A 15,981-nucleotide genomic window follows, 5' to 3' on the forward strand; every position below is an offset into this window, starting at 1 on the left:
AGGCAAATTATGATTGAATTTACGCCTGAAGTAGCTAATACAGTTATTACAACTGTTTCTTATATTGCTGCTGGAGCTGCAATGATGGCTGGTATGGGTCCAGGAATAGGTATGGGCTTTGCCGCAGGAAAAGCAACATCTGCCGTGAGGAGACAGCCGGAGGCCAGAGGACCGATTATTACAACAATGTTATTGGGTCAGGTAATTTCAGCCTCAACAGGTATTTACTCACTGGTTATTGCTATCTTTTTAATTTATGGAATTTAACTTTTATTTTATTAATTAGTTTACTTTGTTTTTAATTCTTAGAAGAAGTAAAAAAACAAATTAGATAATAATTGAGGAGCAGTAAATGAAAAACATTGATGATCCACAGAAATTACAGAAAGAAATCTTAAAAATTACATACCTGATTTCTCTTCTGCCGATAATTTCTTCTTTATTCTTTGGTGAATATGATATAACTTTGGGATTTGTCTTTGGTTTAGTTATTGCTACACTTCTTTTAAGGTTAAAATATAATAACATAATTAGGGCATTGAGTATGGAAGAAGATTCAGCAGAAAAATTTATCCGTAACAGATATTTTATAGAATATGCCCTGTATTTTGTAGTGCTTTTTAGTGCGGCGAGAAGTGATAATATAAACTTTCTTGCTGCAGCAGTAGGACTATTTATGATAAAATTTGTAGTCATACTGATGTCGATTGTTGATTTACTCAAGGATACTTTTCAAAGCAAATTTGATGAGTATAAATAAGACTTTTTGTTTTTTAATATCGAAAGGAGGAACTTATAATGGTAGAATTTTCACCAGAAGTTATTGACACAGTTATTAGAGCAGCAGCACTTTTAGGAGCAGGTTTCGCAATGATCGCAGGTATTGGTCCTGGTATTGGTCAGGGTTATGCTGCTGGTAAAGCTGTAGAATCTGTAGCTAGAGATCCAGAGGCCAGAGGTAATATTATTACAACAATGCTTTTAGGTCAGGCTGTTGCTGAGTCAACAGGTATCTATTCTCTGGTTATTGCCATTGTTTTAATTTTTACAATATAGTACAGAGTAGATTAAGTCGGGAGAGTTTTCTCCTGACTTAATAGTACTTACTATATTTCGCGACTATTTTCCCATCCTAAAGATGGGTAATTATATTTCAGGAGGTGAATGTACTCTTGGTTAATATTAATACAACAATGTTATGGCAGTTAGTCAACTTTTTTCTGCTTTTATTTTTACTGCGTAAGTTTTTATACTCACCAATCAAAAATATACTTGACAAAAGAGCAGCACAGATAAATGGTGATTTAGATGATGCTGAAGACCGCAGACAAGAAGCAGAAGAACTAAAAGCTAAATATGAGCAGAAATTAAGAAATGCTCGTACTGAAGCACAAGAAATTGTAGACAATGCTGAAACTAGAGCCAATAAAAAGGCTAAAGAAATTATAAATAAAGCAGAAGAAAGAGCTGAAAACTTAAAGGCCAAGAAATTAGAAGAAATTGAGCAGGCGAAAAAAGAAGCAGCAGCTGAGCTTAGAGACAGCATTGCTGACTATACTGTTCTGGCAGCTAACAAACTAATCCGAGAGCAGATAGACGAGAACAAACATCAGCAGATGATTATGGACTTTATAGATGATTTAGATAAAGAGAAACTGGGTGAGCTGCAATGAGAAATGAAGTAGCATCTAAATACAGCCGAGCTTTATTTGAACTTGGTAAAGATCATGATAATTTAATTGAACTAAAAGAAAACTTAGATGAATTCTGGCAGCTTGTATTGGAAAATGAAGATCTTAAAGAGCTTCTTTTCCACCAGAGAATTATGCCGGAAGAAAAGAAAAACATTTTGGAAAAATTATTTGCTGAACAGATGAATAAAGATGTTTTACACTTTCTTTTTATTTTAATAGATAAAAGAAGAGAATTCTTTTTAGAATCTATTATACAGGAGTTTAATACTCTTGTTGATGATGCTGAAAGTATATTACATGTAGAAGTCACATCAGCTATAGAATTAAATGATTCTATACTTGATAAATTAAAAGAGAAACTAGATTCACTATTAGACTATAATATTCAGATTAAAAATAATGTAGATGAAGAAATCATTGCTGGTATTGTTCTAAAAATTGAAGATTATATTGTCGACGGCAGTTTGCGTAATGAACTTAACTCATTAAAGCAAAAACTGCAGGCGATTCCAGTAAGTAAGTTAGGGGTGAATTAATTTGAAACTGAGACCTGAAGAAATAAGTTCTATTATCAAAAAAGAAATAGAAAATTATGATCAAAAATTAGAATCCGTAGGGGTTGGTACCGTTTTAGATGTTGGAGATGGTATCGCTCATGTTTACGGTCTTAAAGATGCTATGGCCGGAGAACTTCTGGAATTTCCAAATGAGGTATTCGGTATGGCTTTAAACCTTGAAGAAGATAATATCGGGGTTGTTTTACTCGGTGACGAAACATTAATTGAAGAGGGTGATGATGTAAAACGTACCGGTCGTGTGGTTGAGGTTCCGGTTGGAGATGCTCTTTTGGGTAGAGTTGTAAACCCACTTGGACAGCCACTTGATGGGAAAGGTTCAATTGATAGTGATACATATCGACCTGTAGAGTCTGAAGCTCCTGGTGTTGTTCAGCGTCAGCCGGTAGAAGTTCCTTTACAGACTGGTTTAAAATCAATTGATGCAATGACACCGATTGGTAGAGGTCAGCGTGAATTAATTATCGGTGACCGTCAGACTGGTAAAACAGCAATTGGTATTGATACAATTATCAACCAGAAAGACAATGATGTAATCTGTATTTATGTAGCTATTGGACAGAAAAACTCAACTGTAGCTCAGCTTACAGAAAGATTAAGAGAAGAGGGAGCAATGGATTACACTATTGTAGTTTCTGCTACAGCAAGTGAGCCAGCTCCAATCAGATATATTGCACCTTATGCCGGTTGTGCTATGGGTGAGCATTTCATGTACGAAGATGATAAAGATGTTTTAGTTATTTATGATGATCTTTCCAAACATGCGGTAGCCTATCGTTCGATGTCACTTCTTTTAAGAAGACCACCTGGACGTGAAGCTTATCCAGGAGATGTATTCTATTTACACTCACGTCTTTTAGAGCGTGCAGCTAAGCTGAATGATGATTTAGGTGGAGGTTCTTTAACAGCTCTACCGATTATCGAAACTCAGGCTGGAGACGTTTCTGCTTACATTCCTACCAACGTAATTTCAATCACTGATGGTCAGATATATCTGGAGAGTGAACTTTTCAACTCTGGTGTAAGACCTGCTGTTAACGTAGGTATTTCTGTATCTCGTGTTGGTGGTAATGCTCAGATTAAAGCTATGAAAGATGTTGCTGGTACTCTGCGTCTTGATTTATCTCAGTATCGTGAACTCGAGGCTTTTTCTCAGTTTGGATCTGACCTTGATAAATCAACTCAGCAGAAATTGGCACGTGGTGAAAGAATTGTAGAGATTCTAAAGCAGAATCAGTATTCACCAATGCCGGTCGCAGAACAGGTTATTATAATTTATACTGTAACTAATGGTCATTTAGATGATCTTCCAGTTGATAATCTACAGCGTTTCGAAGAAGAATATCTTAACTTTGTTGACAGCAACTATGCTGAAGTAAAAGAAGAGATTGTAGAAAGTGGAAAATTATCTGATGAACTTAGAGAAAAATTAGATGATATGGTAAATGAGTTTAAAGATATCTTCCAGGTTCAAAAAAATACTATTGTAGATATGGACACTGAAGAATCTGCTGATTCTAATGGGTCTGATACCGAAGCAGAGGAAGCTGAGGTGAAATAACAATGCAGAATATGCGAGATATTCAGCGGCGGATAGGGAGTGTTAAAAACACTCAAAAGATTACCAGAGCCATGAAAATGGTTGCTGCCGCTAAGTTGAAAAATGCTCAGGATAGAGCAGAAGATGCCAGACCTTTTTTCAACAAAACAGTAGAGGTTTTACGAGGTGTTTTTACAAGAACCAAAGAAGCATCTCATCCTCTTTTAGCAGAGAGAGAAGGCGGCAGGCATTTAGTAATTGTTATTACAGGTGATAGAGGTCTTTGTGGATCCTATAACCATAAGGTGATCGATATAGCTGAAGAAATAGCGGAAACGGAAGAAGAAGTTTCTCTAATGGTATTGGGTCGTAAGGCGCGCGATTATTTTCGCCGCCGTGGGGTAGATATTATGGCCGAATATGTCCAGCTGGATGATTATCCTGGTTATGGTTTTGCCAACAATCTTGCTGATGAGATTATTCATCATTTTGAGGCTGAAGACGTAAATAAAGTGTCAATGATTTATACACACTTTAATTCTGCTATCAGCCAGACAGTAAAAACTATGCAGCTTTTACCAGTGGAGAAATTTAGTGAAGCTGAAGCTGAGGCAGAATCTGAGCTTGAAGAAGAAAAAACAGATGCTGAAAATGAAGGTGAAGAAACAAAATCAAAAAAATATGTGGATTACATATTTGAACCTTCACCAGCTGAAGTTTTTGATAATATTTTACCACAATATTTAATTAATGTTATTTATTCGGCTCTTCTAGAATCAAAAGCTAGTGAATTTGGAGCTAGAATGACAGCAATGGATTCAGCAACAGATAATGCAAACGAAATGATAGATAAATTGACCTTGAAATATAATAGAGCTCGTCAGGCAGAAATCACCAAAGAAATAACTGAAATTGTTGGTGGAGCAGAGGCACTTAAATAAAGTTTTATAAAGGAGGAATTTGTGTGAGTGACCAGAACATAGGTAGAGTAGTTCAGGTTATTGGTCCGGTAGTCGATGTAGAATTTCCGGATGGAAGTTTACCAAAAGTTAAATATGCTGTTAAAATAGAAAATGAAGAAAAAGATATAAATTTAACCTGTGAAGTAATGCAGCAGCTCGGTGATGATCGAGTCCGTTCTGTTGCTATGTCCTCAACCGATGGATTAGTAAGAGGAATGGAAGCTGTAGATACAGGAGCACCAATCAGTACACCTGTAGGTGAAGCTGTATTGGGAAGAGTTTTCAATGTTTTAGGTGACACAATTGATAACAGGGGTGAGGTAGAAACAGATGAGAGAATGCCTATTCACCGACCTGCACCTAAATTTGAAGAACAGGAATCTACAACAGAACTTTTTGAAACTGGAATTAAAGTAATTGACCTTTTAGCACCATATACACGTGGTGGTAAGGTAGGATTATTTGGTGGTGCTGGAGTTGGAAAAACAGTACTTATCCAGGAATTAATTAATAATATAGCAACAGAGCACGGTGGATATTCTGTATTCTCCGGTGTAGGAGAAAGAACAAGAGAGGGTAATGACCTCTGGCTGGAATTCCAGGAAGCTGGTATTTTAGATAAGGTTGCTATGGTTTTTGGTCAGATGAACGAGCCGCCAGGAGCTAGAATGCGTGTTGGTTTAACAGGTCTGACTATGGCTGAGTATTTCCGTGATGAAGCTGGTCAGGATGTATTATTGTTTATTGATAATATTTTCCGTTTCATTCAGGCTGGTTCTGAGGTATCTGCACTTTTAGGTAGAATGCCTTCGGCGGTAGGTTATCAGCCAACACTGGCTTATGATGTTGGTTCTCTGCAGGAAAGGATTACTTCAACTAAAAAAGGTTCAATCACATCTGTACAGGCAGTATATGTACCTGCAGATGACCTGACTGACCCTGCACCTGCAACCACATTTGCTCACTTAGATGCTACAACAGTACTTTCCAGAGATATTGTGGAAAAGGGTATTTATCCTGCTGTTGATCCACTGGACTCATCTTCTAATATTCTTGATCCAAGAATTATTGGGGAAGAACACTATCAGGTTGCACGTGAGGTACAGGAGGTTCTGCAGGAATACAAAGATTTACAGGATATTATCGCGATTTTAGGTATGGATGAATTATCTGAAGAGGATAAGATTGTTGTAAATAGAGCCCGTAGAATTGAGCGTTTCTTATCTCAGCCATTCTTTGTTGCTGAGCAGTTTACAGGAACTCCAGGTCAATATGTTGAACTGGATGACACAATTCGCGGCTTCAAGGGTATCTTAGAAGGGCGTTATGATGATCTACCTGAGGAAGCTTTCTATATGGTAGGAACAATCGAAGACGCAATAGAAAAAGCTAAACAGCTGGAAGAAGGTGAGTAGCCAATGGCTGCTGCACCAAAAATTCAGCTTGATGTAGTAACACCAGAAAAATTAGTTTATAGTGAACAAATAGATAAATTAGAAGCACCTGCAATTGATGGTTTGATTGGTATCTGGCCCAGACACGCACCTCTAGTAACTGCAATGAAAATTGGAGTTGTGAGAGTCGTTAAAGATGGGGAAGATATTCAGATTGCCATTAGCGAAGGTTTTATGGAGGTCCAGCCTGATCAGGTTAATTTAGTTGTTCGAACTGCTGAACTACCTGAACAGATTGATGTTGATCGTGCTGAAGCAGCTAAGGAAAGGGCAGAAAAGAAAATGGAAAAAGGTAAGGACAATGTTGATTTTGCCCGAGCAGAAGCTTCTTATGATCGAGCATTAGCCCGCCTTAAGGCTGCCGGTCACCATGACCACGGTTATGATCGTTTATAACTAAAAATGTTCATTTATGTACACGCACCGTGAACCACTCGGTTTATGTTTAATTATGTTGAAAAAAATATTATAAATATCAAGAAAGGTCCCAGAATATGGGGCCTTTTTTTGTATATTGGAGCCATCTGTTTTTTTCGACATAAAATGACAGGTTCACGGTGCGTGTACAGATATGTACATAAGTACACATAGGTGTACATCTCGAGCTTAAAATGTTAAAATATTATAAGGAGGGTAGTATTTATGATAAATAATAATGGAGAAAGCAAACTTGAAAAAACTGCCCGTGAGGGTGCATTTGGTTCGAAAGAAATTAAAAAAGATGAAAAAAATAGATTTTTGGGTGAATATGAAGAAAGAGTAATTACCTATTTAACAGAAAGCCAGGTTGAAGAAAAAGCATTATACCCTGAGGTGAAAGAAGCCTTAAAAAATAAGGAAGCAGCCAAACTTATTATTCGAGGTGATATTGATAAAAAAGATATCTCAAATTATATAAAATGGGCCCGCCAGGAGGGCGTAAGATTTAATAGAAAAAACTCTCCTGAATTCCGTGGAAATGTAGCTCTGGCAGTAGTTGGGAAAAAAGCAGTATCTCAGCAATTTGGTGCAATTCCAGAGCGAGAAGAAAAGTTGCAAAAAAAGGGCTTATCTGATAACATTATAGAGAATGCAGGCTCTTTGCTCTGCAGTGATTGTTGGAATGAATTAATGGAAAAAGCGCCGGAAGAAAAAATCAATTATAAAAAAGCCGGCATTTTAGATAAAATAACTGGTACAAGCTGTATAGGCTGCAGAAAAAAATAACTGTTATTTATGAAATGAACAGTTGATAAGGTAAGACTGACGCGGCCTTTAAAGGCGTAATTCTAGAAAGGGGCTTTTAGAGGTGGACAAGTATATAATTCAAGGTTTGAATCCACTTAAAGGAGAAATTAAAGTTGGGGGAGCTAAAAATGCAGCATTACCAATCATAGCTGCATCACTACTTGCTGATTCTGAAGTAGTACTAGAAGATATCCCAAGACTTAGAGATGTAACAAATTTATGTAGTATAATTGAAGATATGGGTGCAAAAGTAATAAGAGATAAAAATCGGATAGAAATTGATCCTAAATTAGTTTCTAAAACAGAAGCTGATCATGAACTTGCTAGAAAATTAAGAGCTTCATATTATATTTTAGGAGTAATGCTTGCTAAAGAAGGACATGCAAGAACAACTCTGCCTGGAGGCTGTAACATCGGCAACCGCCCAATTGACCTTCACCTAAAAGGATTTAGAGCTTTAGGAGCAGAGGTTAATCTTGACCATGGAGTTGTAGATGTTAAAGCTGATAATTTAACTGGTGCAGAAATATATCTGGATTATCCAAGTGTTGGAGCAACTATTAATATTATGATTGCTGCCAGTCGAGCTGATGGTAAAACAATAATTGAAAATGCAGCTCGTGAACCAGAGATTGTAGATTTAGCCAACTTCCTAACTGTAATGGGAGCTAATATTAAAGGTGTAGGTACAGATATCATTAAAATTGAAGGTGTAGATGAGATGCATGGAGTTGAGCATCGAATTATACCTGATAGAATTGAAGCAGGTACATATATGATTGCATCTGCTATCACAGGTGGAGATGTTTATGTTCGTAATGTTTTAACTGAACATGTTAAACCGCTGATTGCAAAAATGCATGAGATGGGAATTATTGTTGAAGAGGATATAGCCGGGGTTAAAGTTAAAGCAGACGGAAAACTAAAAGCTGTTGATGTTAAAACTCTGCCCTATCCTGGTTTCCCAACAGATATGCAATCTCAAATGATGGCACTTTTAACTCAAGCTGATGAAACAAGCTTAATTATTGAAACAGTTTGGGAAAATCGTTTTATGCATGTAGATGAATTGAAAAGAATGGGAGCCGATATCAAGATTGATGGCCACAGTGCTCTCGTCAAACCTGGTCGCCTAACCGGTGCTGAAGTAAGAGCTACAGATTTGAGGGCAGGAGCTGCACTTATTCTGGCCGGATTGGCTGCTGAAGGTCAAACAGAAGTTAAAGATATCTACCATGTAGAACGCGGTTATGAAAATATTGAAAAGAAGCTTCAAAGAGTTGGAGCTTCAATAAATAAAGTATCTGAGTAAATAAAACCTGCCGCTGATATTTCAGCGGTTTTCTGTTTTGAAACTGATTTTAGCTTTTTAATAAAATAAGGTGGTGAATAAAATGATTACAACGGTAACTTTAAACCCGGCAATTGATCGTGAGTACTTTGTTGAAAAAAATGAGGTTATGAAAAACCAGTTTATTTATAAGGAAGAAGATTTAAAAGTTTATCCGGGTGGTAAAGGCTTAATTAGTGCAATTAATTTTAAAGAACTAGGTTATAGTGATGTGCAAAATATTGGTTTTGTAGGTGGCAAGCAGGGTTTGTTTTTTGAAAAAATGGTTCAAAAACATGATATTATAAGTAATTATATTTATACTGAAAGTGAAATTAGAAATAATGTAAAAATAATTGGTAAAGATCCTGCAACATATACTCAGTACAATGATTATACTTTTGAAGTTGAAAAAGAAGAGGTTGATGAGCTGATTGTCCGTTTCAAAAGATCAATTTCAGAAAGTGACTGCATTTTAATTTCAGGCTCCGTTCCTGAAGGTGTAGATTTTGATATTTACCAGCGTTTAATAAAAATTGCTAAATCTAAAGGAAAACATGTTTTTCTGCAGGCAAGTGGTGAAGCTTTAAAATTAGCTTTAGAAGCGGAGCCTGATATTGTAGCACCATATTTCAAACACCATAAAACAATTTTAGATATGGAGATGAATGATAAAGAGGATTACATTAAAGCAGGAAAAAAGATGCAGGAAATGGGTGCTAAAAGAGTTATGATTCCTTTTCACTGTGACCGCATACTCTTTGATAAAAATGGTGATGTTTATCAGCTTTCACCAAAAGGATACTGCATTATCAACTGGTTGGGAGCAAGTGATGCTTATAATACTGCCTATTTAGATTATGCTTTTAAAACAGAGGATTTTGATTTTATTGAAGCTAATTTAAGAGGGGGAGCTGCTGCCCTTTGGATAGCAGAAAATAAAGAAGTTTATTTAAATGAAAGTAAAGATTATAATTGCTGTTTGGAAAGATTAGAAGTTCAAAAACTGGAGGTGTAGAAGTTGAGTTTAGTAAAAGATTATATGATTAGAACGATGAATTCAGTTACTCCAGATGACAGTATTCGCAAAGCGATAATTTTGATGTATAGATCAGAACAGTCTGTATTACCGGTAGTTGACCATCAAAATCAGCTTATGGGAACTATTTATAGTAACAACATTCTTAAGAACATAATTCCTGAGAGCTTTGGCTTTTTAGACAGCAGCCGGCTGTTTTATGAGGTGAATGAAGCAGTAGAAAACCTAAAGTATGTTAAGGATGAAAATGTTGAAAAATACATGGCCCGCAACCGTGATGCAGTTAAAGAAAATAGCGATATGAAAAAAATTGCTGATATTATGCTCAATAATAAAGAGTCATTACTTTTTGTTATTAATGATGAGGGGTTTTTGCGCGGTTTTATTGAAAGATCTAATCTGCTGCATTATTTATTAGATGAAGCTGAAAATCATTCTAAATAGTAAGGTTGGGGATTAGTTTGAGCAGGTTTTGAAATTTGAAAATTGTATAAGATGATCGGATAAAATGGGGTGTATTTTATGAACGAATTAATTAACTTCTCTGCACATGATGTTGAAGAATGGCTGGTATTAAATAATGTTGCAAATAAAGAACTTTATTTGATTTCTTTATTGTTATTATTTGCATTTTTAGTAGTTTTGCTGGCCAAAAAGTATAGAGTTCCAATTGTAGTTGGTTATGTGTTTTTAGGTATTTTATTGAGTCCAGATATTATTTCTATCTTTCCAGTGGTAGATTCCGAAATGTCTAATATGTATACCTTTGTTCTGGCCAATTTGGATTATATTACAAATATTGCTCTGGCTTTTATTGCTTTTACAATTGGTAGTGAGCTTTCAATTAAGACAATAAGAAGATTGGGGAAAAGCATTTTTTCAATTGCAATAATGGAATCTGTTTCGGCTTTTATAGTTGTTACTGCAGCAGTATATCTGATTGGCCGCCCACTTTATATGGCACTTCTATTTGGGTCTGTCGCTTCTGCTACTGCACCAGCTGCAACTGTGATGGTTTTGAAAGAATATAACGCTGAAGGTCCATTAACTTCAACAATTATGGCTGTTGTCGGGCTTGATGATGCCTTTGCCTTAATAATCTTTTCTTTAATTAATCCAATTGCATATTCTCAGTATAAAGGTGAAGGAGCAATTAAAATATCAGAGGTTATCGGACTTCCATTAATTGAAATTTTTGGTTCCATAATCTTAGGTCTGTTTTTAGGTTATATTACCCAATATTTATTAATTAAATTTAACGAAAAAACTCGAAAAATATTAACTATGGTTACCTCAATTACCTTAACTTCTGCTGTTTCTATATTTTTAGGATTATCAGCATTGATAGCAAACATGGCTGTTGGTTTTGCAGTCCGTAATTTTGCCAAAAAGAATTTGGAAATTTCAGAAGAGATGGACACACTAACAGTACCACTTTATGCAATGTTTTTTATAATTGCCGGTACAGAAATTAGATTTTCAGAGATGGGTTCCCTTAGTTTTCTGCTGATAGCATTTATTTATTTATCTGCGCGTATCATCGGTAAGGTGGGGGGGTCAACCCTGGCAGCAAGAATCTCTGGAGCGCCGGAAGCGGTACAAAAGTTTATCGGATTTGGACTTCTTCCACAGAGTGGAGTGGCTATTGCTTTAGCTTATTCAATTCAGAAACAGTATGTACATGATACTCAGGTTGGACTCTTAATTTTTAATACTTTACTGCTTACAGCAGCCATGACTGAAGTTTTTGGTCCGCTTTTAACAAAGTATGCAGTAATTCAATCAGGAGAAGGTACAGTAGAGTAGTTATTTGATCTTAGATCAATAATTACGTTATTTTAATTTTATTTTAAGGTTGATAGTCTATAATGAGGTGTAAGAATGGAAAATAATCTAGAAGCAGCCATTGAGCTCGAAAATCTGCAGCACTGGTTTCATGCAAATGAGCTGCAGACCAGAGCAATTTATCTAATTGCCTTCTTTCTTGTTTTGGCAATGCTGGCAATAATTTTTTCGAAAAAATACAGCCTGCCGATAGTAGTAGGTTATGTTTTATTTGGGATAGTAATAAGCCCTGATATTTTGAATTTAATTCCTTTTTTGGAAAGTGAATTTCACAGCTGGTATGAGTTTTTAATCATCAAATTGGATTATATAACTCAGATAGCTTTAGCTTTTATAGTCTTTACAATTGGAAGTGAGCTCTCACTTAGAACTTTTAGAAGACTTGGTAAAAGCATATATATTATTACAATTTTTGAAGCACTAGGAGCAGCTTTAGTTTCGGCTGCAGCAGTTTATTTTATCGGAGCTCCAATTTATATGGCCTTACTTTTAGGAGCGATTGCTGCTGCTTCAGCTCCTGCTTCTACAATAATGGTTTTAAAAGAATATAATGCGGAAGGCCCACTGAGTTCAACACTGATGGCAGTTGTGGGGCTGGATAACACTCTGGCTTTGATTCTTTTTGCTCTGATTAGCCCGGTTGCAATGATGTTTATCGGAGAAGGTCAGGCCTTAAGCCTGGGACTGCTCGTAACTCCGATAATTGAAATATCAGCAGCGATTATTATCGGTCTTGGAATTGGCTATTTAACTCAGCATTATATCAGTATGGTTGATGATAAGACTAAAAAAGTTGTAGCAGTTTTGACTTCAGTAGTTTTAAGTTCAGCCATCAGTCTTGTTTTTGGTCTTTCATCTTTGATTTCTAATTTGGCACTGGGTTTTGCTATTAGAAACTTTGCTGAAAAAAATCTTGATATTTCCGAATATCTTGATACTTTAACAATTCCGCTTTACGCAATGTTTTTCATTTTTGCTGGTGCAGAAATTAGATTTTCTCAGATGGGATCTTCAGTCTTTCTAATTACAGCCCTTGTTTTTTTAGCAGCCAGAATTATCGGCAAATATGGTGGTGCAGTTTTGGCAGGTCATTTTTCTGATGCATCTCCTGTGGTCAAAAAATACATCGGTTTAGGACTTTTTCCTCAGGGAGGAGTTGCTATTGCACTTGCTTTTTCGGTTCAAAAACAATTTACAGTTGTTTCAGATGTTTCATTAATGATTTTCAACATGGTTATTTTAACAGCTGCTTTAACCGAAATTTTTGGTCCTTTATTTACTAAAGCAGCAGTCATTAAGTCGGGGGAAGCAGAAGAATAAATAACAAGGAAGGAGAAATCTATTGAGCTTTTTAAATAAATTTAGCAAAAAAATTGCAATTGACCTCGGAACAGCAACAGTAATTATTTACGAAAGTGGTAAAGGAATTGTTCTGCAGGAACCTTCCTTTGTTGCTTTAGATTCCAAGTCAAACAAAGTAATTGCTGTCGGAGAAGAGGCACGCAGAATGTTGGGGCGGACGCCTGCAAACATTAAAGTAGTACGCCCACTAAAAGATGGAGTTATAGCAGATTTTGAAATAGCCGAATTAATGCTTAAGAGTTTTTTGAAAAAAGTTGGTGTCAAAAGCAGGTTTATCAAACCTCAAATAATGGTCTGTATCCCGGTTGGTGTTACCGGTGTGGAAAGCAGAGCTGTTCTGGAGGCTGCAGTTCAGGTAGGAGCTCGCAAAGCTTATTTGATTGAAGAACCAGTAGCGGCTGCAATTGGAGCTGGACTTAGAATTGAAAAAGCCGAAGGGAATATGGTTATTGATATTGGTGGTGGAACCACTGAAATTGCCGTTCTTTCTTTGGGTGGAATTGTTGTTGGCGAATCAATTAGAGTTGGTGGCGATAAATTTGATGAAGCTTTAGTTCGCTATGTTAGGGAAAACTATAATTTGGTCATTGGTGAATCCACTGCTGAAGAAATAAAAACAAATATCGGTAGTGCTGATCCAGGCTACTCTGCCACCTATGAAGTAAAGGGTAGAGATTTAATGACCGGTTTACCAAGACATATCGAATTATCAGCTGCAGAAACAACTAAAGCTTTTAAGGAACTTCTGGATAATATTGCCCAGGCTGCCCGTAGGGTGCTTGAGCAAACTCCACCAGAACTTTCAGCTGATATTGTTGAAAAAGGTATTATTTTAACAGGTGGAGGCTCCTTACTGAAGGGGATTGAAAGTTTTATCAAAAACCAGACAGAAGTTGGAGTTTTTGTTAGTGATGATCCTTTAACCTGTGTTGCAGAAGGCACGGGTCAGGCTTTAAATGAATTAGATAAAATTTCAAATGTTTTAAGCACAGGCAATCAAGGCATTTTTTCCTAAAAGTTACTGGAGAGTGATTAGAGTTGAGTAAAAATATAAGAAGAATTTCATTATACATTTTAGTAGTACTAGTTTTAATAAATATCCCAGTACTTGCTGCCGAAGACATTATGCCATTAGATGAAGTAAAAGCAGGGATGACAGGTTATGGAAAAACTGTTTTTTCTGGCAATGAAATAGAAGAGTTTGAAATTGAAATTATTGATGTACTGGATAACCGCAGTCTGGATGAAGATCTGATTTTAATTAAATTAACAGGTGAAAAAGTAGAAGAATTTGGTGGTATTGCTGCCGGTATGAGCGGCAGTCCAATTTATATTGAAGACAAATTGATTGGAGCGATTGGTTATGGTTGGAATAACAGCAGTCACCGCTATGGCCTGGTAACTCCGATTGAAAGAATGCTTGAACTTTTAGAAAAAAATGATCCAGAGGCTGAAGACAATAACCTTAGTGATCTAGAAGTTGATATTGATGAATTTGCTCCCAATGAAAATCTAATTAGAAGCTCAAGCCCAATCATGGTTAGTGGAATTAAAGGTCGAGCTTTGTCTAGATTAGAGAAAACTTTATCAGAGCTTAACTTAGAAGTTGTACCATCTTCCGGAATCAAAGAAGCGGACAAAAGTTATCGGGAGCCCAAACCAGGTGAAGCAATTGCAGTTCAGCTGGTTCGAGGTGATATAAGTGTTGCTTCTATTGGCACCTTAACTTATGTTGATCAGGGCAAATTTTTAGCCTTTGGTCACCCTTTTACAAACCGAGGTAATGTCAATTATCTTTTGAGCAGAGCTAATATTAGTGCTGTAATACCAAGCTCAGAGCAGCCTTTTAAATTAGGTTCACCTTATCACAGGTTATTGGGATCAGTAACTCAGGATAGAGGAGCAGGAATTGCCGGGAGGATGAATAGTTATCCGCGTATTACCCCACTTTATATCTCTATTTCTGAAAACGGAGAGCTGCTTAAGGAAGTCAGCTTGCAGATTATTAATGATGAATACTTGTTTTCATCACTTTCTAATAGTGCTGCTCTGCAGGCGGTTGACTCGGCGCTCGATAGGATTGGTCCTGGTTCGGCCGAATCGAGAGTTAAGATTATGGGAAGAGGGCTGCCGCAGCTTCAGATAGAATCAAGCAATATGTACTACAGTCAGAATGATATAGGCAGTACTGCACTTTACGATTTTTCACAGCTTCTGGATTTGATATTGACAAATCCATTTAAAGAAATTAATTTGATTGATATCCGTTTAGAATTAGATTTTGAGAAAAAAGATAGTGTTGCTTTAATTCAGGAAGCAAAGGTTTTAAATGAGGAAATTTATCCTGGTGACGAATTAGAAGTAGAGGTAACCCTTCATCGATATCGAAATGGGACTGAAACTAAAACATTAAAAATGAAAGTTCCGGAAGATGTAGAGCCTGGAATAGCAACCCTATTCATTGATGGTGGTTATACCGGAGAAACAGTAAGGCCGGAAGATGCTGTTCCGATGCAGAGTCAGGGAGGCTTAAATGAAGCTGAAATATCTGGTCATAAAAGTTTTGAATCAATTTTAAATGCCTACCTTGATTCACCGGATAACAATGATCTAATTTTACAGCTTTACCCTTCTTATGCAGCACCTGTTTATCAGGAAAGCAGTCCGGAACCACCTGCTAAAAATACAGCTGAGCAGGCTCAGGGAAAAGAATCAACGGAGCAGGATTCTGATAATAAGAGCAAGCAGGAGTTTCCTGCAGCCGAAGATGAAATTAAAGAGACTTTTGCAACTGACTATGTTTTGGAAGGAAGCTTAAATCTTGATTTAGAAATTCTCAGCTCGGCTGAAGCAGAGACCGCTTCCGATTCAGAACCTGAACTTTCAGAATCTGAACAGCCAGAAAATGGCTCATTTGAAGCTGAAGGCCAAACAGAAGAACATTAATTAAAGT

The 15,981-nt window shown here is 36.6% G+C and carries 17 protein-coding genes; all 17 read left to right on the forward strand.

Translation table 11 applies throughout. The features are described from left to right. Positions 1-9 precede the first annotated feature (9 nt). The 17 genes from atpE (ACZ446_RS00820) to ACZ446_RS00900 all read left to right on the forward strand — a co-directional run bounded on the left by atpE (ACZ446_RS00820) (position 10) and on the right by ACZ446_RS00900 (position 15,974). Positions 10-267, forward strand: coding sequence for an ATP synthase F0 subunit C (gene atpE / locus ACZ446_RS00820; RefSeq protein WP_464393273.1), 258 nt, complete (start codon positions 10-12; stop codon positions 265-267). A gap of 85 nt (positions 268-352) precedes the next feature. Continuing rightward, the gene (locus tag ACZ446_RS00825) at positions 353-760 is read left to right on the forward strand and encodes an ATP synthase subunit I (RefSeq protein WP_464393274.1); all 408 of its coding nucleotides are present in this window, start codon (positions 353-355) and stop codon (positions 758-760) included. A 38-nt stretch (positions 761-798) separates the two neighbouring features. Further along, a complete protein-coding gene (atpE, locus tag ACZ446_RS00830; protein WP_076544182.1) occupies positions 799-1,056 on the forward strand; it encodes an ATP synthase F0 subunit C in 258 nt (85 codons plus the stop codon). Positions 1,057-1,172: 116 nt separating this feature from the next. After that, positions 1,173-1,673, forward strand: coding sequence for a F0F1 ATP synthase subunit B (gene atpF / locus ACZ446_RS00835; RefSeq protein WP_464393275.1), 501 nt, complete (start codon positions 1,173-1,175; stop codon positions 1,671-1,673). Beyond that, on the forward strand, positions 1,670-2,230 hold the full coding sequence (gene atpH / locus ACZ446_RS00840; protein WP_464393276.1) for an ATP synthase F1 subunit delta: 561 nt from the start codon (positions 1,670-1,672) through the stop codon (positions 2,228-2,230). The genes atpF and atpH overlap by 4 nt, the downstream gene beginning before the upstream one ends. A 1-nt stretch (position 2,231) precedes the next feature. Further along, positions 2,232-3,830, forward strand: a complete 1,599-nt coding sequence (gene atpA / locus ACZ446_RS00845; RefSeq protein WP_464393277.1) for a F0F1 ATP synthase subunit alpha — start codon at positions 2,232-2,234, stop codon at positions 3,828-3,830. A 2-nt stretch (positions 3,831-3,832) separates the two neighbouring features. Next, positions 3,833-4,750 (forward strand): ATP synthase F1 subunit gamma, encoded by a 918-nt coding sequence (gene atpG, locus ACZ446_RS00850; RefSeq protein ID WP_464393278.1) that lies wholly within the window; start codon positions 3,833-3,835, stop codon positions 4,748-4,750. Between the two features lie 23 nt (positions 4,751-4,773). Next, positions 4,774-6,186 carry a F0F1 ATP synthase subunit beta gene (atpD, locus tag ACZ446_RS00855; RefSeq protein ID WP_464393279.1) on the forward strand — a complete coding sequence of 471 codons (1,413 nt, stop codon included), beginning with the start codon at positions 4,774-4,776 and terminating at the stop codon, positions 6,184-6,186. A gap of 3 nt (positions 6,187-6,189) precedes the next feature. Then, a complete protein-coding gene (locus ACZ446_RS00860; protein WP_464393280.1) occupies positions 6,190-6,621 on the forward strand; it encodes a F0F1 ATP synthase subunit epsilon in 432 nt (143 codons plus the stop codon). A gap of 246 nt (positions 6,622-6,867) precedes the next feature. Next, on the forward strand, positions 6,868-7,431 hold the full coding sequence (locus ACZ446_RS00865; RefSeq protein WP_464393281.1) for a YueI family protein: 564 nt from the start codon (positions 6,868-6,870) through the stop codon (positions 7,429-7,431). 82 nt (positions 7,432-7,513) lie between these two features. Continuing rightward, positions 7,514-8,764: a UDP-N-acetylglucosamine 1-carboxyvinyltransferase gene (locus ACZ446_RS00870; protein ID WP_464393282.1), complete on the forward strand. Its 1,251-nt coding sequence runs from the start codon at positions 7,514-7,516 to the stop codon at positions 8,762-8,764. Between the two features lie 82 nt (positions 8,765-8,846). Continuing rightward, on the forward strand, positions 8,847-9,800 hold the full coding sequence (locus ACZ446_RS00875) for a 1-phosphofructokinase family hexose kinase (RefSeq protein ID WP_464393283.1): 954 nt from the start codon (positions 8,847-8,849) through the stop codon (positions 9,798-9,800). Between the two features lie 3 nt (positions 9,801-9,803). Beyond that, a complete protein-coding gene (locus tag ACZ446_RS00880; protein WP_464393284.1) occupies positions 9,804-10,265 on the forward strand; it encodes a CBS domain-containing protein in 462 nt (153 codons plus the stop codon). A gap of 78 nt (positions 10,266-10,343) precedes the next feature. Then, a complete protein-coding gene (locus ACZ446_RS00885; protein ID WP_464393285.1) occupies positions 10,344-11,627 on the forward strand; it encodes a cation:proton antiporter in 1,284 nt (427 codons plus the stop codon). Between the two features lie 75 nt (positions 11,628-11,702). Further along, on the forward strand, positions 11,703-12,986 hold the full coding sequence (locus ACZ446_RS00890) for a cation:proton antiporter (protein ID WP_464393286.1): 1,284 nt from the start codon (positions 11,703-11,705) through the stop codon (positions 12,984-12,986). A gap of 22 nt (positions 12,987-13,008) precedes the next feature. Further along, positions 13,009-14,043, forward strand: coding sequence for a rod shape-determining protein MreB (gene mreB, locus ACZ446_RS00895; RefSeq protein ID WP_464393287.1), 1,035 nt, complete (start codon positions 13,009-13,011; stop codon positions 14,041-14,043). Between the two features lie 23 nt (positions 14,044-14,066). Next, entirely contained in the window at positions 14,067-15,974 is a 1,908-nt protein-coding gene (locus ACZ446_RS00900; protein ID WP_464393288.1) for a SpoIVB peptidase S55 domain-containing protein, read from the forward strand. Positions 15,975-15,981: the final 7 nt, after the last annotated feature.

The sequence above is a fragment of the Halanaerobium sehlinense genome (genome assembly GCF_055379485.1).

Excerpts from the sequence above, each read along its gene's own strand:
- atpG (WP_464393278.1), top strand. The coding sequence starts at position 3,833 with ATGCAGAATATGCGAGATATTCAGCGGCGGATAGGGAGTGTTAAAAAC.
- ACZ446_RS00875 (WP_464393283.1), top strand. The coding sequence starts at position 8,847 with ATGATTACAACGGTAACTTTAAACCCGGCAATTGATCGTGAGTACTTT.
- ACZ446_RS00825 (WP_464393274.1), top strand. The coding sequence starts at position 353 with ATGAAAAACATTGATGATCCACAGAAATTACAGAAAGAAATCTTAAAA.
- ACZ446_RS00860 (WP_464393280.1), top strand. The coding sequence starts at position 6,190 with ATGGCTGCTGCACCAAAAATTCAGCTTGATGTAGTAACACCAGAAAAA.
- ACZ446_RS00890 (WP_464393286.1), top strand. The coding sequence starts at position 11,703 with ATGGAAAATAATCTAGAAGCAGCCATTGAGCTCGAAAATCTGCAGCAC.
- atpE (WP_464393273.1), top strand. The coding sequence starts at position 10 with ATGATTGAATTTACGCCTGAAGTAGCTAATACAGTTATTACAACTGTT.
- ACZ446_RS00885 (WP_464393285.1), top strand. The coding sequence starts at position 10,344 with ATGAACGAATTAATTAACTTCTCTGCACATGATGTTGAAGAATGGCTG.
- ACZ446_RS00865 (WP_464393281.1), top strand. The coding sequence starts at position 6,868 with ATGATAAATAATAATGGAGAAAGCAAACTTGAAAAAACTGCCCGTGAG.
- atpH (WP_464393276.1), top strand. The coding sequence starts at position 1,670 with ATGAGAAATGAAGTAGCATCTAAATACAGCCGAGCTTTATTTGAACTT.
- atpE (WP_076544182.1), top strand. The coding sequence starts at position 799 with ATGGTAGAATTTTCACCAGAAGTTATTGACACAGTTATTAGAGCAGCA.